The organism is Nostoc sp. DedQUE07, assembly GCF_034530975.2.
Classification (GTDB): Bacteria; Cyanobacteriota; Cyanobacteriia; order Cyanobacteriales; family Nostocaceae; genus Nostoc.
In genome coordinates this window covers 73616-92195 of sequence record NZ_JAVRCC020000004.1, presented here as the reverse complement: position 1 = coordinate 92195, position 18580 = coordinate 73616, and the positions used below count along the sequence as shown (strand labels likewise).

General features: G+C 42.3%; 19 protein-coding genes and 1 pseudogene. 6 read left to right on the top strand and 14 right to left on the bottom strand.

What is annotated here, in order from left to right; genetic code table 11:
* Positions 1 to 231 precede the first annotated feature (231 nt).
* The 4 genes from psbV to RMZ95_RS04505 form a co-directional block, all read right to left on the bottom strand.
* Positions 232 to 723, bottom strand: coding sequence for a photosystem II cytochrome c-550 (gene psbV, locus RMZ95_RS04520; RefSeq protein ID WP_094347444.1), 492 nt, complete (start codon positions 721 to 723; stop codon positions 232 to 234).
* A 134-nt stretch (positions 724 to 857) separates the two neighbouring features.
* Entirely contained in the window at positions 858 to 1073 is a 216-nt protein-coding gene (locus tag RMZ95_RS04515) for a hypothetical protein (protein WP_322671793.1), read from the bottom strand.
* Positions 1074 to 1254: 181 nt separating this feature from the next.
* On the bottom strand, positions 1255 to 2091 hold the full coding sequence (locus RMZ95_RS04510; protein WP_322671794.1) for a carbohydrate ABC transporter permease: 837 nt from the start codon (positions 2089 to 2091) through the stop codon (positions 1255 to 1257).
* Entirely contained in the window at positions 2088 to 2996 is a 909-nt protein-coding gene (locus tag RMZ95_RS04505) for a sugar ABC transporter permease (RefSeq protein WP_322686354.1), read from the bottom strand. Before RMZ95_RS04505 ends, RMZ95_RS04510 begins: the two co-directional genes overlap by 4 nt.
* 344 nt (positions 2997 to 3340) lie before the next feature.
* Between RMZ95_RS04505 and RMZ95_RS04500 the strand changes: the two genes are divergently transcribed.
* Positions 3341 to 3991, top strand: coding sequence for a PEP-CTERM sorting domain-containing protein (locus tag RMZ95_RS04500; RefSeq protein WP_322686355.1), 651 nt, complete (start codon positions 3341 to 3343; stop codon positions 3989 to 3991).
* Between the two features lie 439 nt (positions 3992 to 4430).
* Here the strand turns inward: RMZ95_RS04500 and RMZ95_RS04495 are convergent.
* Positions 4431 to 4655 (bottom strand): annotated as a pseudogene (locus RMZ95_RS04495) (ABC transporter substrate-binding protein); the annotation flags it as partial.
* Positions 4656 to 4724: 69 nt separating this feature from the next.
* Between RMZ95_RS04495 and RMZ95_RS04490 the strand changes: the two are divergent.
* Both RMZ95_RS04490 and RMZ95_RS04485 read left to right on the top strand, forming a co-directional pair.
* Positions 4725 to 4955 carry a type II toxin-antitoxin system prevent-host-death family antitoxin gene (locus tag RMZ95_RS04490; protein ID WP_322686356.1) on the top strand — a complete coding sequence of 77 codons (231 nt, stop codon included), beginning with the start codon at positions 4725 to 4727 and terminating at the stop codon, positions 4953 to 4955.
* Complete coding sequence (locus RMZ95_RS04485) at positions 4952 to 5344, top strand: type II toxin-antitoxin system VapC family toxin (RefSeq protein WP_322671798.1); 393 nt, start codon at positions 4952 to 4954, stop codon at positions 5342 to 5344. The genes RMZ95_RS04490 and RMZ95_RS04485 overlap by 4 nt, the downstream gene beginning before the upstream one ends.
* Positions 5345 to 5360: 16 nt before the next feature.
* On the opposite strand, the gene RMZ95_RS04480 is transcribed toward RMZ95_RS04485, so the two are convergent.
* Entirely contained in the window at positions 5361 to 6584 is a 1224-nt protein-coding gene (locus tag RMZ95_RS04480; protein ID WP_409882158.1) for an ABC transporter substrate-binding protein, read from the bottom strand.
* 224 nt (positions 6585 to 6808) lie between these two features.
* On the opposite strand from RMZ95_RS04480, the gene RMZ95_RS04475 reads away from it, so the two are divergent.
* Positions 6809 to 8224 carry an MFS transporter gene (locus RMZ95_RS04475; RefSeq protein WP_322671800.1) on the top strand — a complete coding sequence of 472 codons (1416 nt, stop codon included), beginning with the start codon at positions 6809 to 6811 and terminating at the stop codon, positions 8222 to 8224.
* Between the two features lie 205 nt (positions 8225 to 8429).
* Here the strand turns inward: RMZ95_RS04475 and accD are convergent, their stop codons facing one another.
* From accD to RMZ95_RS04445, 6 genes are all read right to left on the bottom strand, one after another.
* Entirely contained in the window at positions 8430 to 9380 is a 951-nt protein-coding gene (gene accD, locus RMZ95_RS04470; protein ID WP_292817165.1) for an acetyl-CoA carboxylase, carboxyltransferase subunit beta, read from the bottom strand.
* 589 nt (positions 9381 to 9969) lie between these two features.
* Positions 9970 to 10797, bottom strand: a complete 828-nt coding sequence (locus RMZ95_RS04465; protein WP_322686358.1) for a prepilin peptidase — start codon at positions 10795 to 10797, stop codon at positions 9970 to 9972.
* A gap of 136 nt (positions 10798 to 10933) precedes the next feature.
* A complete protein-coding gene (locus RMZ95_RS04460; protein WP_094347451.1) occupies positions 10934 to 11194 on the bottom strand; it encodes a hypothetical protein in 261 nt (86 codons plus the stop codon).
* A gap of 90 nt (positions 11195 to 11284) precedes the next feature.
* Entirely contained in the window at positions 11285 to 12373 is a 1089-nt protein-coding gene (gene leuB / locus RMZ95_RS04455; RefSeq protein ID WP_322686359.1) for a 3-isopropylmalate dehydrogenase, read from the bottom strand.
* Between the two features lie 141 nt (positions 12374 to 12514).
* Positions 12515 to 15265: an HAD-IC family P-type ATPase gene (locus tag RMZ95_RS04450; RefSeq protein WP_322686360.1), complete on the bottom strand. Its 2751-nt coding sequence runs from the start codon at positions 15263 to 15265 to the stop codon at positions 12515 to 12517.
* Positions 15266 to 15355: 90 nt separating this feature from the next.
* Entirely contained in the window at positions 15356 to 15898 is a 543-nt protein-coding gene (locus RMZ95_RS04445) for a hypothetical protein (RefSeq protein ID WP_322686361.1), read from the bottom strand.
* Between the two features lie 291 nt (positions 15899 to 16189).
* On the opposite strand from RMZ95_RS04445, the gene RMZ95_RS04440 reads away from it, so the two are divergent.
* Together RMZ95_RS04440 and RMZ95_RS04435 are read left to right on the top strand one after the other, a co-directional pair.
* The gene (locus RMZ95_RS04440) at positions 16190 to 16615 is read left to right on the top strand and encodes a universal stress protein (protein ID WP_322686362.1); all 426 of its coding nucleotides are present in this window, start codon (positions 16190 to 16192) and stop codon (positions 16613 to 16615) included.
* Positions 16616 to 16916: 301 nt separating this feature from the next.
* Positions 16917 to 17402 (top strand): SRPBCC domain-containing protein, encoded by a 486-nt coding sequence (locus RMZ95_RS04435; protein ID WP_322686363.1) that lies wholly within the window; start codon positions 16917 to 16919, stop codon positions 17400 to 17402.
* A 44-nt stretch (positions 17403 to 17446) separates the two neighbouring features.
* Here RMZ95_RS04435 and RMZ95_RS04430 read toward each other — a convergent pair whose 3' ends face one another.
* Both RMZ95_RS04430 and RMZ95_RS04425 read right to left on the bottom strand, forming a co-directional pair.
* Positions 17447 to 17833, bottom strand: coding sequence for a hypothetical protein (locus tag RMZ95_RS04430; RefSeq protein ID WP_322686364.1), 387 nt, complete (start codon positions 17831 to 17833; stop codon positions 17447 to 17449).
* 152 nt (positions 17834 to 17985) lie between these two features.
* Positions 17986 to 18471 carry a TIR domain-containing protein gene (locus RMZ95_RS04425; protein ID WP_322686365.1) on the bottom strand — a complete coding sequence of 162 codons (486 nt, stop codon included), beginning with the start codon at positions 18469 to 18471 and terminating at the stop codon, positions 17986 to 17988.
* Positions 18472 to 18580: the final 109 nt, after the last annotated feature.

Below are 18580 nucleotides of genomic sequence, written 5' to 3'. Positions count from 1 at the left end.
TAACAAACAATTTTTTTCCCTTTCTCATTTTAAATAAAATCAACACCAAATATGACAATCTGTCATAGATCAATTTTTTTTTAAGAATGGAGAGCAATTTATTGCAAAAAGCTGTCCAATAATTAGTCAATGGGGAATGGGGAACGGGGAGTTAAGAGTAGGGACTGAATTCTTCCCAATTCCCTATTCCCAATGCCCAATACCCTATTCCCAATGACTCAACTCCAGGATTTAGTAATAGATTTTTCCGCCTCCCCACTTAGTACCAACGATTTTGGGTTGTAAGAGAATATGACCGGCGATCGCTTCCAAGTCATCATCCGTCAGATTTCGCACTGCTGTGAAAATATCTGCGCTTTTGAGACTGGGGTGTATTTCGGAAATCTCTTCTTCACCGTCGTAAGTAGTGGGATTTTTCAGGTAATCTACTAAACCTTCAATGTTGTTACGGTTAGGTGTTGCCAGTGCCAAGTCCTCTGGAGTGAGTCCCACGTTTTGGTTTGTCTTGGTAACTCCACCAGCATGACATTGGGCGCAAGCGTAATTAAATAAGCGTTTGCCTTCTTTGACTTGTTTAAGGCTGAGTACAACAGTATCACCTTGAGTATTTAATGGCACTGTTCGGGTAGCTTCGTCTAGTTCCACTGCTGTCGCGCTACCGACAATCAACTGAAACGAGAGTAAAACAGTAGCCACAACAACGCCAATTAGTCTTATAAACATGTTTCCCCTTAAAGATTTTGACGCTCAACACAGCTAAAAACGCGATTCTCAATCTCCAAGCTGCTAATTGCTAATGACTTATTAGTTTTTTATCATTAGCTATCAGTTATTAGCGAAAGTTCTGAGATAACCCTTCAGGGGACTTCGCGATCGCTCACCAAGTCGTTAGTACCTTTGGGGCGTATTTCAGAGGATATTTGGGAAATAATTGCCCTTGCATCTTCTAACGCCAAACGGGTCTTTTGGTGTTTGTAGGCGATTCCCAGTTGGTTGCACAGAGAAAACACTTGTTCTACAGGAATGCTGTAGTCGGCTGCTATCTCTGCGATCGATAGGTCTGCAAAACCCATAATGCTTGTTTACTGATAGATAGAGATTGAGTCGCTGTAATACCAATATCACGTTAGGAGTGCAATTTGTTGCCCAAAATACTGTTTGGGGAATAGGGTATGGGGAATCGGGCATGGGAAACAGAGAGAGCAAAGGAGAATAATTAACGCCCAATGCCCAATGCCCAATGCCCAATGCCTATTAACCTTTTCCCCCGGTAAAGGTGACGCTTTGAATAAAATAACGATTAAAAAAGGCATAAATGCCTAAAGCTGGCAGGGTAAAGACCATAGAAGCCGCCATAATGTAGTTCCAATAGCTGATGTATTGACCTTTGAAGGTGTTCAGTCCCAAAGGAAGGGTAAACATTTCTGGATCAAATAGGATAACTATAGGCAGTAAAAAATTATTCCAACTCCCCATGAACACAAAAACTGCCTGCGCTGCTAGTGCTGGTTTTGCCAAAGGTAAGACAATGTGTCGAAAAATTCCAAAGGTATTTAAGCCATCGAGTTGAGCTGCTTCTTCTAGTTCTTTAGGAAAATTAACAAAAAATTGCCGCATCATAAAGATGAAAGTGGCATTAACCATGCTAGGAACAATCATGCCTTGATAAGAATTCAGCCAGCCGATCGCTTTTAAAATCAAAAATGTCGGAATCAGGGTGATTTGCGTCGGTACTGCTAGTACTGCCAAAATGAGGAAGAACCAAAAGCGCTTGCCTACAAAGCGCAATCTTGCCAAGGCATAACCAGCCATTGAATTTAACAACAAGTTTAAAAGCGTGACGCTGAGTGCGATCGCTACACTGTTGAACAACCAGCGCCAAAATAGCGGTTCTTGGAGAAAGATTTGCCTGTAGTTGTCAAGAGTAAAATTCTTGGGGAGAAAGTTGGGTTCACCACTGACAATCTCTGTTAGTGGCTTAAATGATGCTGAAAGTGCCCAGAGAAAGGGAATTAGGGTAATGATGGCATAGAGTGTCAGTAAGACGTACAACAGGGCTTTGAGCCAGGATAAGCCAGAGGTGTTAGTCAAATTCGTTCGCCTCCGAAAAGTCGCCGCTGAATCAAAGTGATAGCAATGATTACTGCTGTTAACAAAAATGCGATCGCAGCGGCATATCCCATTTGTAAATTCCGAAATACAGCTTGATAAATTAGCAGCACCACAGTTAAGGTAGCGTTGTTTGGCCCGCCAGTACCGCCAGAGAAGATGTAAGACTGGTCAAAAAGTTGAAAAGTGCCAATTACCCCCACTGTCGCCACAAAGAAGGTTACAGGCTTAAGCAAAGGAAGAGTAATGTGGATAAATTGCTGCCATCCATTTGCGCCATCAAGTTCCGCGGCCTCGTAAAGTGTTTGGGGTATATCTTGCAACGCCGCCAGATAAATCACCATGAAAAACGGTGCGGTTGACCAAATGTTCATGATCATAATGCCTTTGAGCGCAACTGCTGGATCACCCAACCAGTTATAAGTAGGTAGCCCCACAAAATCGAGAAAATCGTTTAGTAGCCCATCAGTGTTATAAATCCACATAAAGATGAGCGTCAGCACTGCTGAAGAAGTGACTGTCGGCAAAAAATAGAGAATTCGCCACCAGTTTTTACCGCGAATCCCAGAATTCAGAGTTACTGCCAGAATTAAAGCCAGAATAGTTTGAGTTGGCACAACAATAACTACATATTCGGCTGTGTTTCTCAAAGCAATCCAAACTCTTTCATCTTCAGCTAGTCGCGCGAAGTTGCGAAAACCGATGAATTCGTACTCAATACCGCCGAGAAGTTGGACTTTTTGCAGGGAAAGAAAAACGGCGTAGAGAATGGGTAAGACTACAAAAGTTCCCAAAACTAGAATGGTGGGCATCATGAACATATACCCAGCCAAGTCTTCAGTGATGTTCCACCTGGAGTTTCTGCGCCGCCTGTTAATTTCAAACACTACTGAACCTCCACTTAATCCCGCACTAACCCGACTGTAGCGATGGGTTGTGCATGATTATTTATCGTACTTCTGTCACAAAAGCATTCAATCCTCATTTTGTAAAGAAAAAATTATTCTGCTTTGGGAAAAGGTTAGAAAATTGTTGAAAAAATTGCTTAACTTAGCTCTTGTTCTCTTTTTGGGCTATGCACTGGAGTGGAATTTTTATCTTTAGAGGAGGTTTCTATATATCATCTGATAAAAAAATGCCAATTTGATCAAAGGATTATTCATTGTAACTGCTTCTTAGGTATTGTAAACTCCCTGTGAAAATAGGTACTTTGTAAAAGTGGAGATTTTAAATGATGCTTCATTCACTCAGAATGTGGATTGTTCCACTAGTTTTGACCTCAGTTAGTCTTTGCTCAAATGTAAGCAGAGCAACAGCAAAGACCATTTATCCATTCATTGGCAATTATCGGACAACAGTCAATATTACGCCTATTTCAGGCAACGTTTCGCAGGTATTTGAGGTTGGTTTGAGTGATGATGCCCCCTATGATTTAGAATTATACAAAGGTTTGACATACTCCGTGATTGATGACAAAGGAAATCTCACTTTTAACAATAATCCAGAAGTATTTGGTGTTCAAGGTTTCCCATTAGGCTACATCGTGTTTGGCAACGGTGATAACAAGTTATTTGGAACTAGTGATGCCAGTGCTTCAGTTAATTTTGATAATCTGACAGCGAAAGGTTCTGGCATTGTGAATATCACTGGCGGTAAGGGCATATTCAAAAATGGTATAAGCACACTATTGTTCTCCGAAGAAGACATAGTTAATTTGGGATCAATTATTACCTTGAATGGTCTGGCTTTAGTAAGTGGTTCTATCGAAGTTCCTCAAGAAGTTCCAGAACCAACAACCATCATGGGGACAGTAGTAGCGTTTGGGGGATTAGCTGTTAGTTCGTTTGCAAAGCGAAAGAGAACTGCTAGAAAACAACATTAGTGGCAAACATTAAAGTATTCATAAACGCTTTAATTCTTATTATGGATGCTTTAATGTTTACAATATCGGAACTTCGTACTCAGAACTCGGAACTTTGAGAATTCGAGAATAAGTGAAGAGTTAGGTTTAAGGAATATGAGACTCAATTTACAATCTCAACTTTATAAGGCTGTTTCGACACGATTTAAAAAGTCGTCTAAGACTTGTAAAAATCTTTCTGTCTCTTCTAGATGAAGCATGTGTGAACTGTTTTCAAATAGTACCCACTCGGAGTCAGAAATACCCTGATGAACTGTTTTTCGAGGGCAGAAGTATTAGACATGGCACAAAAATTATTTGACATTATAATAATCGACTATACGTAGACAAATAATTACATCTGATAAAGAGATAGGAAATTTCTACTCAGAAGTGATTTGGTAGAGGTAAGAAAGATTACTTACTCCATCGTCTTAATCTGCTGATTAGCTTCATTTTCTGCCTTCAGCATCGCTTGCTTTAATGGTTGTTGTCCCAACAAGGCGCTGACAAACTGGTTATCAAAGTTATTGACGATGCCTACGGCGGGCTACGCCTACGCACCTGGATATTGACCAACTTGCCACGGTGTAGCATAATTAACTCCTGCAACTAATGGCGATCGCAGTGGGTCTTGGTCATAGCCGGGAAATAGCAAGTGAAAACCAATGCTATACCCTATTACAATATGACTATAGTCATGACTATGGTTATTATGAAATCAATTTCCAAAAGTAAACTCAAATCTCAACTTCTTGAGTTCTTGCGACTGGTAGAGTCAGAAGGTGAAGAAATTGTAGTTACCGATCGCGGTAAACCAGTCGTGAAAATTTCCAAATACGCACAAGCACCTTCAACAGAAGAGTTATTTGGAGAAATGCGCGGTAAAGTGAAGTACTTTGAGGATTTAACTACACCAACCACTGAGGAATGGGCGCAATTGTGAAGATAGTCCTTGACACTTGTGCCCTAATCTGGTGGAGTTTAGATCCAACCAAACTTTCTGAACCAGCCAAAGAAGCGTGCAACTACATGGAAAGGGATAAAAATGGTCTTGTCCCGTCCATAGCTATATGGGAAATTGCTATAAAAATCAAAAATAAAAAACTAGATTTAGGAGTCAATCTTAACGAGTACGTAGTAACGCTAAAAAAGTCTAGTACTGTTCAGATTGTACCTATTGATGAAAATATTTGGATGGAAAGTGTCAATTTAGAATGGGGTCATCGAGATCCAGTAGATCGAGTTGTCGTTGCACTAGCCAGAAGTAATCAAGCTGCAATAATTACCTCAGATAAAGAAATAGCAAATTTTTACTCAAACGTGATTTGGTGAAGTTAAGAAAGATCGCTTACTCCATCGTCTTAATCTGCTGATTAGCTTCATTCTCTGCCTTCAGCATCGCTTGCTTTAATGGTTGTTGTCCCAACAAGGCGCTGACAAACTGGTTATCAAAATTATTCACGATCGCACTTGGATATTGACCCACCTGCCACGGTGTAGCATAACTAACTCCCGCGACTAATGGCGATCGCAACGGATCTTGGTCATAACCCAAATTCTTTGCCACTGATTTACGTGTTGCCAAAGCAAACCCTGTTCCTGTCCACTTTTGCATTCCTTCTTTACCCGTGAGATAAGAAATCAATTTCCAAGCTTCGGCTTTGTGTTGTGCTTGCTTATTCATCACGTAGGCAACTGTAAACACCATCGTGCCTTTTTTATCATTAATTGTAGGTACTGGTGCAGTAGCAAACTCTACTTGGGGAAAGGTTTCAGTTAGATAGGGAATTGCCCAGTTACCTTCAATCGCCATTGCTACTTTACTCTGACCAAACATTTCACTACCTGAGTTTGTCCCTACATCAGATTTTTGGGCAGAGGAGCGGTCTTTTTGATATTGGTTTACTACCAACTCTAAACCCTGTAAACCTGACTCACTGGCAAAAGTAGCATAACCATTTTTATCTACGAGTTGTCCACCAAAGGCTTTAATTTTATAAGCTTGACGCGCCAATTCAGGAATTTCGCCAAACCCGTATTTGTTAAGTTTGCCTGTCAGTTGCTTCGAGTAGTTACGTAATTCCTCCCAAGTCGCTGGCGGATTACTTAAGCCGGCGGCAGCGAAGGCTTTTTTGTTATAAAACAGGGCAAGGGTGGAATAGTCTTTGGGAAGACCGTAAATATGATTCTGGTATTTGAAACTGTCGAGTAGGGTATCCTCAAAATCCGCGAGGTCAAATTTGGGGGTAATATAACCTTCTAACGGTTCTAAGACATTCTGACTCATTAAGAAAGGAGCTTCGAGCGCATCCAGATAAAAAACATCGGGCGCAGCTTCCCCAACCAAACGAGTTTTGATTACATCCATGTATTGGTCGGAAATTACCTCATATTTGACCTTAATAGTTGGATGTTGTGCTTCAAAGTCTTGCAGTACTTGTCTTAATAGTTTTTGCTCAATGGGAGAGCCTCCCCATCCACTAAGTTTGATGGTGACTGCGGTAGATACTAACGGTTTGCTTGGCAATTGTAGGCTTTGACAAGCAATAATAGCGATCGCGATCGCTATCACCAATGCCAAAAAATTAAATAATCCTTTAGTGTTCACAAACAAATAATATTCTCTTTCCCCGCTTATACCTTGTGTTATTAAGGAATGATATTTTACTTATTTGAAATTTTGGCTGAAAATTGCAAGCTAAAATAACGAAAAATTATCAGCAATGCTAATTCAAGCATACTGAGTTCCTTTCCAACCTGATTTGTCCGAGGATACTTCACCCATAATTTATGTTGATGGATTCTGTTCAGATTGAAACAACTGCGCCACTGACTCTGGAATTTACCCAGATTGCCTTACCACCAACAGCAATCTCTTCAAACTCTCGAATTTCTAAGGATACTATTCGCACCAGTTTAAAAGCCTCCACTGGGGATGCTGTCTTAGCATCGGTTTACTCTCTTGGAACTGGCGGGATTTTACTCAGCAATTTATTAGTGGAGTTGGGTGCTAGTCCAGTGGTATTTGGGATGCTGTCTTCTATTCCCATGTTGGTCAATCTCATTCAGCCGTTGGGTGCTTACTTGTCGGAACGCAGCACCAGCCGCTTTCAATATTTGCTTCGGACACACGGAATTGGTCGGCTGATATGGCTGATTTTAGTAATTGGTATTGTCAGCGCCAGCTTGGGAGTGATTGATGCTCACCAGTTAGTCATATTGACACTCTTGATTGTTCTATTCAGCAATCTTTTGGGAGGACTAGGAAGCGCATCGTGGCTCAGTTGGGTAGCAATGATAGTTCCCCGGCAATTACGAGGCAGGTTTTTTGGGACACGCAATAGTGCTGCTAACCTTAGCACTTTAGTTTGCGTACCAATTGCCGGTCTAGTTGTATCACATTGGTATGGGGGATCTCTACAAGGTTATGGGATAGTTCTACTGGTAAGCGTTGTGTTTGGGATTATAGGATTAGGATGTCAGTATTTCCAGGTGGATATGAATCCGCGATCGCAAAACACTTATTATGGCCAGTTAACCCCAAGTGAGATTCAATCAGAGGTTGCAAAAGATGAATCTTCTAAAGTCCTTCAATCAATTCATCCACCACAAGACCAGTCAATTAACAGCATCTGGAAAAACTCTAACTTTTTGATTTTTCTGCTGTATTTCAGCTTTTGGACGCTTGCTGTTAACCTCAGCAGTCCTTTTTTTAACCTTTATATGCTCGATACGCTGGATTTGAATGTAAGCTACGTGACTATCTACAACAGCTTTCAGGCGGGGGCGACTTTGCTGATGTTTATCCTCTGGGGAAAATTAGCAGACAAGATAGGCAATCGTCCCATCCTCATCTCTATTGGGATTTTGGTTGCAGCTACACCATTTCTGTGGCTGGGGATTAGTGTTAATCGCCTTGACATCTGGCTGTGGTTGCCACTGTTACACATCTTGATTGGAGGGACTTGGGCGGCAATTGACTTGTGCAACAACAATATACAATTGGCGATCGCACCAACTAAAAATCAGTCTATCTATTTTGCGATCGCAGCTGCCGTTGCTGGAGTAAGTGGCGCTTTGGGCACAACTATAGGCAGTTTCATCGTCCAATTTTCCCAGTCTGGAGGTTTACTAAGCTTGTTTGTCCTCTCTGGTGTATTCCGACTAGTAGCCCTTGTTCCGCTCATGTTTCTCCAAGAGCAAAGAGGTTAGGGAGTGGGGAGTGGGGAGTCGGGAGTGAAGGAGCAGGGGAGCAGGGAGATGAGGGGACAAGGGGACAAGGAGATAAACAAAACTCCTTCCTAACTCTTAACTCTTAACTCTTAACTCCTAACTCCTAACTCAGCACGGGCTAAACCTTAACTTTCCGCTAACAGCACTCCTAATGCCCAATGCCCAATCCCCAATGCCCCAAACTTTATTCTGCCGCGGTAGAAGTCAAGGACATTGTTTCCCACAAGACCATGTGAGGTGTTGTTAATACAGGCTGATGTAGAGCAATCAGCTGGGCTAGGGTGTTCTTTAATTGGGTACGGGGTACGATATCATCAACAAAACCATGCTGGAGCAAATCTTCAGCAGTCTGGAAATTTTCGGGTAGTTTTTCCCGCAGGGTTTGCTCAATCACTCGCCGACCAGCAAAACCAATGGTTGCCTTGGGTTCTGCCAAAATTATATCGCCCAACATTGCAAAACTAGCGGTAACGCCGCCCGTTGTCGGATTGGTCAAAACTGGAATATATAATAATCGGGCGTCTTTATGGCGCTGTAAGGCTGCGGAGATTTTCGCCATCTGCATCAAAGAGAGCATACCTTCTTGCATTCTCGCGCCACCGGAGGTACAAACGATAACTACAGGATAGCGTCGTTGAGTGGCTTGCTCAATCATCCGGGTGAGTCTTTCTCCCACGACCGAACCCATACTACCACCCATGAAGCGGAAGTCCATAACCCCAAGGGCAATGGGCAAACTATTGATTTGACCTAAACCAGTTCTAACTGCATCTATTAAGCCAATTTTATCTTGTGTTTCCCGCAAGCGATCGCTGTAGAGTTTGCGATCGCGAAATTCTAGCGGGTCAGTTGGACGCAAATGCTCATCCAGCGGTTTCCACGTATTGTTATCTATCAATTGACGGATGCGCTCATCACTATCTACCCGATTGTGATGACCACATTCGACACAAACCATCTGATTGGCTTTCAGGTCTTTTGTATATGCCAACACGCCACACTTGGAACATTTATGCCACAAACCATCAGCAATTTCACGCTCTTGGCGTTCGAGGCTGGTAGATCCTGACTTCCTTCGATTTGCAAACCAATCAAATAGAGACTTTAAACCACGTGATTCTTCGTTGTTAGCCATTTTTTATTTTATTTTAAGTGGGTATGAGGTCGAAAACATATCAAACCGTATTGGTTGTGCTTAGTCATAAGTCATTAGTAAAGACAAATGACTTATGAATACATCGTTAAACTACGTTTTTAAGCAATTCAGACCTTAATTTTTGTCTTTGGTTGCCAGCTTAACGAAAATACTTATACCAATACAAGTCTCTTGCTCTTTTTTTCAGCAGACTTAATTATATGGACGTAGTGACAAAACCATGAGAATACCAACCTCCAAATAAGATGCTCTCTCCCTCCCACCCTAATCAATTATTTGTATTGCTGGGTTCTGAACAATCAGCATCTGTTGCACTAGTTGTACTTGCCAACGGTTAATCGTCGTTAAGAGGGTAATACAAGTCACAAGCTGAATATTATCAAAATGTGAAGGGCGGATGGGGTAATGTTGGTTACAGTCACGAATTATAAATATTTTTTATGAAAGGGCATGGGGCATGGGGCATTCATTGGGCACGGGGCATGGGGCATTGGGCATGGTTATTCCCTTTATCCCCTTGTCTTCCTCATCTTCCCTGCTCCTCTGCTCCTCTGCTCCCTACTTCAATTCAAGACGCTGGAAAAAATAACCGCAGGTAGCTAGACAAAATGGCTTCGCCGCTAAACAGCGTAATCACAGATCCTAAAGCCAGAAAAGGGCCGAAAGGTATCTTTTGTCCTAATTTTTGTCGCGATCGCTGCATAATCAAAATACCGATACCAATTACTGCTCCCAACGCACAGGCAATAAAACTAGCTAAGAGCAAATATTTCCAGCCTAACCAGGCTCCCATCATGGCTGCTAACTTGGGATCACCTGTACCCATTGCTTCTTTACCAAAGGCAATTGAACTCAATAGGGCGATCGCCTCAAACAGCCATAAGCCTAATACTGCGCCAACTATAGCGATCATAAGGTGATTTACTAGTGCCACAAAACTACCCTCTGGTAGAAAACCAACTACCATTTGAAACAAAATTCCCACCACTAAACCCGACTTAATAAGTGGATTGGGTAGGGTCATTGTATCTAAGTCGATGAGTGATAGCGCTAATAACCAACTGCAAAAAGCCCAATAGCCTATTGTTAAAGTCGAAACTTGAAATACCAAAAAAATTAGTAAAAAAATTATGCCCGTTACCCCTTCTACCACAGGATAACGGACAGAAATTTTGCTTTTGCAATATCGACACCGCCCTCTTAAGGAAATCCAGCCAAATACTGGTACGTTGTCGTAAGCTTTTAGCTGGTTTAAGCATTTAGGACAACGGGAAGGCGGCCAAAGAATTGACAACCCAGCAGGTAGGCGATAAACAATAACATTGAGAAAACTACCAATAGATGCACCCAAAGCAAAGACCATTACACTCGCCGGGATGGCGAACAAAATGTCCATACAGTCATTTGTCCTTTGTCATTTGTCCTTTGTCATTTGTCCTTTGTCATTTGTCCTTTGTCATTTGTCCTTTGTCAATAACTAATAACCAATGACCAATGACCAATGACCAATGACCAATGACCAATGACCATGACTAATACATGTGGGATTCAATTTGACTTAAGGGCACAAAACACTCTTGAGGTAAAAGAACTGGCTGGTTAGTAAAAATAACCTTGCCTCGATGAGTCACACGATTAATTGCTACACCGGAAGGTTGCCCTGCTATTTCGGGATGGACTTCACAGTGAGTATAGTATATCTGCCCAGCAGCTCTGATTACAGAGGGATCAATCAAAGGCGATTGGTTCTTGGGGGCGGTAAAATTTACTTGACCTTGTCGTAATGCGTACACTATCGACTGTTATTTGATTGCTAGATTTCCCTTTAGTCTACCCGAAACTTATAGCAAAGGTTGCCAAATTGCCCAAGTTGCTATATAAAATTATTTTTGTTCCATAGCTTTGATGAGTGAGTCTCCCATAGTGCGGCAACCAAGGAGATTTTTTCCTGGAGAAATTATATCCCCGGTGCGATCGCCTTGTTCTAAAACTTGCAATACGGCTTGTTCAATGCGATCTGCTGCTTTTGGTTGGTCTAAACCGTAGCGTAACATCATCGCCACACTCAAAACCTGTGCTAAAGGATTTGCCTTATCCTGTCCAGCAATATCTGGGGCGGAACCATGAACTGGTTCAAATACACCAGGGCCAGAAGCACCCAAACTAGCTGAGGGTAACATCCCAATACTACCTGTGAGCATGGCAGCAGCATCAGAGAGAATATCGCCAAACAAGTTGCCTGTAACAATAGTGTCGAACTGTTTGGGAGCGCGTACTAACTGCATAGCAGCATTATCTACATATAAATGAGAGAGTTCGATATCTGGATATTCTTGAGAAAGTTGGGTGATGCGATCGCGCCACAACTGAGATACTTCTAATACGTTCGCCTTATCTACTGAACAAAGTTTTCCACCGCGTTTTTTAGCTGTTTCAAAGGCCACTCGCCCAATGCGTTCAATTTCTGATTCGGTGTAAACCATCGTATTTACACCGCGTTTCTCACCGCTTTCTGTAGCAAAAATCCCTTTAGGTTTACCAAAGTAAATCCCACCAGTGAGTTCGCGCACCACCATAATATCCACGCCTTCGACAATTTCGCGTTTCAAAGTCGAGGCATCGATTAGCTGGGGCAAAATTTTCGCTGGGCGCAAATTGGCAAATAATCCTAAACCTGCACGCAGTCCTAACAAACCTGCTTCTGGGCGTAAATCGGATGGCAGGGAATCCCACTTATAACCACCAATCGCTGCGAGTAATACAGCATCACTATTACGGCAAGTCTCTAGAGTGGCAGATGGTAGGGGTTCGCCTGTGGCATCAATTGCTGCACCACCGATGAGAGCTTCTTGGAATTCAAACTTCAGATCGAATTGCTTCCCTACGACTTTCAGCACATCTACCGCCACTGCCATAATTTCAGGGCCAATGCCATCGCCGGGGAGTAGAGTAATGCGGTAGTTCTGGGTCATAGCTGATTATTACTAAGTAAATGCTTGCAGATCAAATATCATACCTAGTAAAATGTACTGATGGAGTTTTTAATTTATTTGGGTGTAGCTCTAACGTAATCATCTGGCATTGGATGAAACTACCAAAAAAGTCCTATATCCCTAGTTGAGCGGATCGAAACGCTGCAAGATCAGAGCTATAAATACCACTGGCAAACCTACACCCATACAAATAAGAGCTTGGAGAAATGTCAAAGGTGTGGTGTCAAACACTTGATTCATCATGCTCCACTGACTAAACAGACATTGTAAAATCACCACAGCCACAATTCCGATCGCAGGTGCATAGGCTACAGGTGTGCGTTTACCTTGGATTCTCACGACTAGAGATGGTAAAAACTGGGTAATGCTTAACAGGTAAAAGACTTCTGCTGCCACCAATCCATTAATCGCCATTGTGCGAGCTAAGGCTTCATTGCCTGTAGTTTGCAGTATCCATTGAAACACCCCAAAAATTACCACCCAATTGAAAACAGAAATCGCTAATATGCGTTTAAGTAAACTGCCTGATAAAAGCTTTTCTCTAGGGTTGCGTGGTGGTTGCTCCATCACCTGTCCAGATTTTGGCTCAAAAGCGAGGGGAACAATCAACCCTACTGAACTAACCATGTTCAACCAAAGAATTTGGATTGGTAAGATGGGAAGCACAGTTGCCAGGAGAATGGCAATCAAAATTGTCATGGATTCGCCAACGTTAATCGGCAGCAAGAAGGCGATCGCTTTTCGTAAGTTGCGGTAAACACCACGTCCTTCCTCCACAGCAGCTTCGATTGAGGCGAAGTTATCGTCAGTTAAAAGCATATCCGCCGATTCTTTGGCAACCTCTGCCCCGGCTATGCCCATCGCTACACCAATATCTGCCTGTTTGAGAGCGGGAGCATCGTTGACACCATCTCCAGTCATGGCAACAATTTCACCCTGAGACTGCAATGCTTTTACTAGATGCAATTTTTGTTCTGGGGCAACTCGCGCAAAAACCATACCTTCCTCAGCCGCTTGGGTGAATTCATTTTCATCCATCTGAGCTAGTTGCCGTCCGGTAAAAACTTGTGCTTCAGTCGAGCAAATTCCCATTTTCCGGGCGATCGCAGCTGCTGTTAGTGCATGATCCCCAGTGATCATTTTTACCTGAATTCCAGCAGATTGACAGGCTTTGACTGCGGCGATCGCTTCCTCACGCGGCGGATCGATTATGCCTTGAAGTCCCAGAAACACCAGTCCTCGATCAATATCATTGCGATCCAAGGATCGCTTAGTGGCAACTTCTTTGCTGGCAAAAGCTAGCACTCGTAACCCTTGGTTTGCCATGTCAGCAACTTCCTGTTCCACTGCGGCAGGATTGAGACGAGCGAGTTTTCCTTGAGCATCGAACATGCGATCGCATCGTTGGAGAATTGCCTCTACAGAACCTTTGAGATAAATGACATTGAGCGATCGCTTTGCATCTAATTTATGCAAAGTCGCCATGTATTGGAATTGAGACTCAAAGGGAATGGTGTCTATTCTGGGTAATTCTTGCTCTAGATTTGCTTGCGTCAATCCCACTTTATTGGCAGCTGCAATCAATGCTGCCTCAGTTGGGGTTCCAACTAAGTCCCACTGTCCATCTCCCCATTCGATGTGAGAATCATTGCAGAGCAATCCTGCTTCCAGGGATTCCCAAAGAGCAATATGTCCATCTGCATCGAAATCAACAGGCTGTCCATTCATCAGGATTTCACCGTCTGGGGCATAACCAATACCGCTAACGGTGTAGTGTTGTCCACCTGCATAAATCTTTTGAACCGTCATCTGATTTTCAGTTAACGTCCCAGTTTTGTCAGAACAAATAACGGTGGTACTTCCCAAGGTTTCCACAGCAGGTAGCTTGCGAATAATCGCCTTACGTCGTGCCATCCGGGAAACTCCGATCGCCAACGTGACTGTTACAATCGCAGGTAATCCTTCGGGAATCGCGCTGACTACCAAAGCCACACTCGCTTTGAAAACATCAATCCAAGATTCGCCTTGTCCTAATCCGACTGCAAATGTCAGGGCAGCTAAACCTAAAATGACATACAACAAGCTTTTGCTAAACTTGTCAATATTTCGCGTCAGCGGTGTTTTCAGATTTGTGCTGCTTTCAATTAACTGTGAGATGCGACCGGTTTCAGTGGCATCTGCGATCGCTACTACAATCCCTTCTGCCTGTCCAAAAGTAACAAAACTTCCGGCATAGACCATATTGCTGCGTTCGGCTAACGGTGTCTCGACATCCAACAATTGGGTTACTTTCTCCACCGGAACGGATTCGCCTGTTAAGGCAGACTCGTCAACTTGCAAGCCACGCACAGTTAATAGCCGCAGATCCGCAGGCACTTTATCCCCAGATGCCAGTAATACCAAATCACCCAGAACAAGTTCAGTCGAAGCCAAACGAGTTTTTTGACTATTGCGAATCACAGTTGCTTCAGTGGTGACAGCTTTGGATAAAGCAGCGATCGCACCTTCTGCTTTCGATTCTTGAATGTAGCCAATGATAACGTTAATCAGGGTGACACCAAAAATTACTCCCGCATCTATCCAATCTTTGAGCAGCAGTGTCACCAGTCCCGCCGTCAGCAAAATATATAGTAGTGGTTGATTAAATTGCTCTAAAAATCGTAGCCAAGGACTTTTTCCACTTTTAGCAGTCAGTTGATTTGCACCCATCTGCTGGTGTCGGGTGGTAGCTTCTTCATGGCTCAAACCCGCTTCAGGATGGCTGGCTAAGGTTTGCACAACCTTTTGTTCGCCCAGAGTATGCCATTCATAGTTGAGTAAATCTTCTGTTGTCTGAGCAAAAGTATTTGTAGCGATCGTATCTGCTGTCATTTCTGTCTCCAAAAAATAATTAGTAATTAACAGATTTAATCTGGATTTATCTGTTGGAATCTGTACCTTTCTTTTTTCAAATTGATGTTTTTACAAGAATCTTTGGCTAAGTTCATAAATATGCCATTCCCGCACACCCCAATAATGAAGAATCGATTCTGCTTGCCAGATTTCATCTGCTGTTCCCTCTACTTTCACCAAAAATTTTTCTTGACAGGTGCTTGGCTCACAGAGTCTAGCTTGCCTTTCGGGAGCAAACCAACCTTGAAATGCACCATAAACACTGCCAAAAATCGCACTTGCTCCACCCGCCAGCAGTGTACCCACCACAGATTCAACCGCTAATACCGGGCCAAAACCGGGAATAATTAATACGCCAAGTCCAGCTGTTAGTGCCAGTAAGCCCCCGGTTGTTCCTCCTGTAATTGCACCTGCTTTAGCACCTTCGATAGGAGTTATGGGAAGTTTCCCGGCATTAGCATCCTCGTGCAACTTTTCGTCTTCAGAGTCTAAAGTGAACACAGAAATTTTCTGCATGGGAAAGTCAATCGCTCTGAGTTCATCAAGCACCTGTGTTGCAGCCTGACGGGTAGAAATAATGCCGATTGCATTTTTAACTGGACTGAAATTCATCACAACATCTCCTATAAAAATCAGTAAGTTTAAAACGAAGCTTTATTAATCTCCAAATAGTAAAAAACTATAGTTTTTTAGTGTGAGCATAAACCGTATTAGCTAGGAGATTCGTTTTAAACTGTAATTGGGTTAGTTTCGTTTCTCTGCTTTTTTTCCAGGATTACTGATGAATGTGAACGAAAAGTGAATAAATCGTTTATCCTACTTCATTTCACTTTTAAATCACATTTGTCCGTCAAGCTAAAAGACAACAAATGTAAATGAAGTAATTGATTATTGGAGCTAGATATGAGCTTTAAGAAGATTTTGGTGGCAGTCGATGATTCACCTGCTACTGCAACAGTGTTTGCAAAAGCGCTGGAGTTAGCCCAAAAAGATGCTGCTCAGTTAATGATTGGTCACAGCATTGAGCTAGCAGCTTCTAGTCAACTCACTGTAAATTTAGTAGACCTGGAAATAGAAACACAACAGGCACAAAGTTTACTTCAGTTGTACTATCAGAAAGCGAAAATACTAGGCATTATGGCAGAATCCAGTTATCAAACAGGAGATCCTGGCACTAACATCTGTGATTTAGCCCGGAGTTGGGGAGCAGATTTGATTGTGCTTGGTCGTAGAGGACTTAATGGATTTGCCGAACTTTTAGCAGGAAGTGTGAGCAATCACGTAGTTCATCACGCTCCATGTTCAGTTTTGGTTGTTCAAGGTCAGTAGTTTCTTGACAACTGTCTACCAACCGCCAGGATTTTGCTGTTAAAACGCGAGTTTTCTATGAATAGTATTCATTATGCTTTACAAGAAACAATCTAGGTTACTCGTAGTCCACCAAAGAGACTTTGCGGAGTTTATTTTATGGTAAGCAAATCAAGTTATTTTCTTCCTTTGCTCTCCCTGCTTTATCTGCCTGTCTTCACCCGTAATTTTTGGATTGGTCGAGTACTAGGACGACAATACATTGGGTTATTTTTAGCAGGAATAACCCTTTTAATTCTGGTTTTTCTATCAACTCTTACCCATGAAAATCTACACTGAAATTGAAATTCAGGCATCTGATAAGCAAGTCTGGAACTTACTTACTGATTTTGCCAGTTTTCCACATTGGAATCTGTTTATTCGTCAAATTAGTGGTTCGCTCAGTAAAGGAGCACAGCTAACCGTTCACTTTCAGCCTCCGGGTAGAGATATTATGACCTTTCGACCTACGGTGATTACGGTAGAACCTAATCGCAAACTGCGCTGGTTATGGCACTTTTTGATACCAGGGTTATTTGACGTTGAACATAGCTTTATCATTGAACCGTTAGCAAGCGATGTCTACGACGGACTACGCCTACGCGTCCGCTTCATTCAGCAAGAATCTTTCCAGGGTTTACTAGTACCTCTGCTAGCTCGTCGATTAAATATTGACGTTCGCCAAGGGTTTGAAGCTATGAACCAAACATTGAAAACCAAGGCAGAACGCATTGAAAATAAAAATCAGGAGGTCAGAAAGTTTATATAATCAGCTTTTTTCAACTATAGTAATAGCCTGAAATCGGATCGATGTTATTCCACAATCTCATAGCGCACTAACTTTCTAACATCTTCACGGGGTAGACCTAGTTCTTGGGCAATTGTCGCTTCTATTTGGCTGAATTCTATTGTTGGAAGTTCTAATTCCAACCGCTTCAAGATGGGGTCTGCTGTTTCTACTTCTACCTTGGTAATTTTTTTAGTTCGATTGACAGTGGCGTTAATGAGCAATACATTGACTGATACCCGTGCTTCAAGCTGAGTATCTGACTGAAGTTTTTTCTCGGTGGAGTAAGGTCGCCTTAACTCTTGAGCCGCGATGAAATTACAGCCAAGCCAAAACACGATCGCTACCAGTGGTAGAGGCAACCAAAACTCTAATCCCAGCCCTTGCAGCCAACGTTTACTAATACGCCACACACTACACCTGCTTCTGATTTTGCCAAGTTATACTTAATCACTCCTGGTTCGCCCATTCTTTTTGAAGTTAGAGAAATTGATAAATAAGGTAGTTAAAAGAGTCTGGGAGAAATCAGGTTTTTGGATAGTGGCAAGCGGAATGTAGTTTATAACTACCTTCCTGCTGCTTTAGCGGCTTGCTCAATCCATGTGCCAATATTGTTCCGACCATCATCATAAGCCCAGCTATACACAGGATAAGTTATGATAGTGCCCTTTGAATTTGTGAAAGTATATTGACTAAAAGGGTTAATACCTTGAGAGTCATAATTTCCATTCAAATCTTTCATGCCGTACATATCAATTCCTAACATACCTTTTCCTAGCTTGTGACTTTGCTGGATTTCATATTGAACCCAAGGTCTCTGATAAGTTTCTGCACCAATCAAAACCACTGTAACGGATGTCCCTTTCATCTGAGAGTCTATCCAGTTCTGTATTGCTTGATTTCCGCGACGCTTAATAGATTCCCATTCGGCTTTATCTAAAAAAGGTTGTGCTTCGCGATCGCGGCTTTGAATGAGCCAGGTATTCCTAATTTGACCAATTTTTAAAATGTCTCGTTGAAAATGAAAGCTAAAGAATGCATGACGTGTCATACTTTTGAAATGGATAAACCACTGTAAATATAATAACTATAAAAATTTAAATAAATTATTTTCTTAAATGTAATTGCTGAAAAAGCTTTCTTTATAGATAAAAAGGACA

Coding starts and splice junctions, on each gene's coding strand:
- RMZ95_RS04445 (WP_322686361.1), bottom strand. CDS start 15,898: ATGAATTTCAGTCCAGTTAAAAATGCAATCGGCATTATTTCTACCCGT.
- RMZ95_RS04500 (WP_322686355.1), top strand. CDS start 3,341: ATGATGCTTCATTCACTCAGAATGTGGATTGTTCCACTAGTTTTGACC.
- RMZ95_RS04515 (WP_322671793.1), bottom strand. CDS start 1,073: ATGGGTTTTGCAGACCTATCGATCGCAGAGATAGCAGCCGACTACAGC.
- accD (WP_292817165.1), bottom strand. CDS start 9,380: ATGGCTAACAACGAAGAATCACGTGGTTTAAAGTCTCTATTTGATTGG.
- RMZ95_RS04475 (WP_322671800.1), top strand. CDS start 6,809: ATGGATTCTGTTCAGATTGAAACAACTGCGCCACTGACTCTGGAATTT.
- RMZ95_RS04440 (WP_322686362.1), top strand. CDS start 16,190: ATGAGCTTTAAGAAGATTTTGGTGGCAGTCGATGATTCACCTGCTACT.
- RMZ95_RS04435 (WP_322686363.1), top strand. CDS start 16,917: ATGAAAATCTACACTGAAATTGAAATTCAGGCATCTGATAAGCAAGTC.
- RMZ95_RS04425 (WP_322686365.1), bottom strand. CDS start 18,471: ATGACACGTCATGCATTCTTTAGCTTTCATTTTCAACGAGACATTTTA.
- RMZ95_RS04450 (WP_322686360.1), bottom strand. CDS start 15,265: ATGACAGCAGATACGATCGCTACAAATACTTTTGCTCAGACAACAGAA.
- RMZ95_RS04465 (WP_322686358.1), bottom strand. CDS start 10,797: ATGGACATTTTGTTCGCCATCCCGGCGAGTGTAATGGTCTTTGCTTTG.
- psbV (WP_094347444.1), bottom strand. CDS start 723: ATGTTTATAAGACTAATTGGCGTTGTTGTGGCTACTGTTTTACTCTCG.
- leuB (WP_322686359.1), bottom strand. CDS start 12,373: ATGACCCAGAACTACCGCATTACTCTACTCCCCGGCGATGGCATTGGC.
- RMZ95_RS04490 (WP_322686356.1), top strand. CDS start 4,725: ATGAAATCAATTTCCAAAAGTAAACTCAAATCTCAACTTCTTGAGTTC.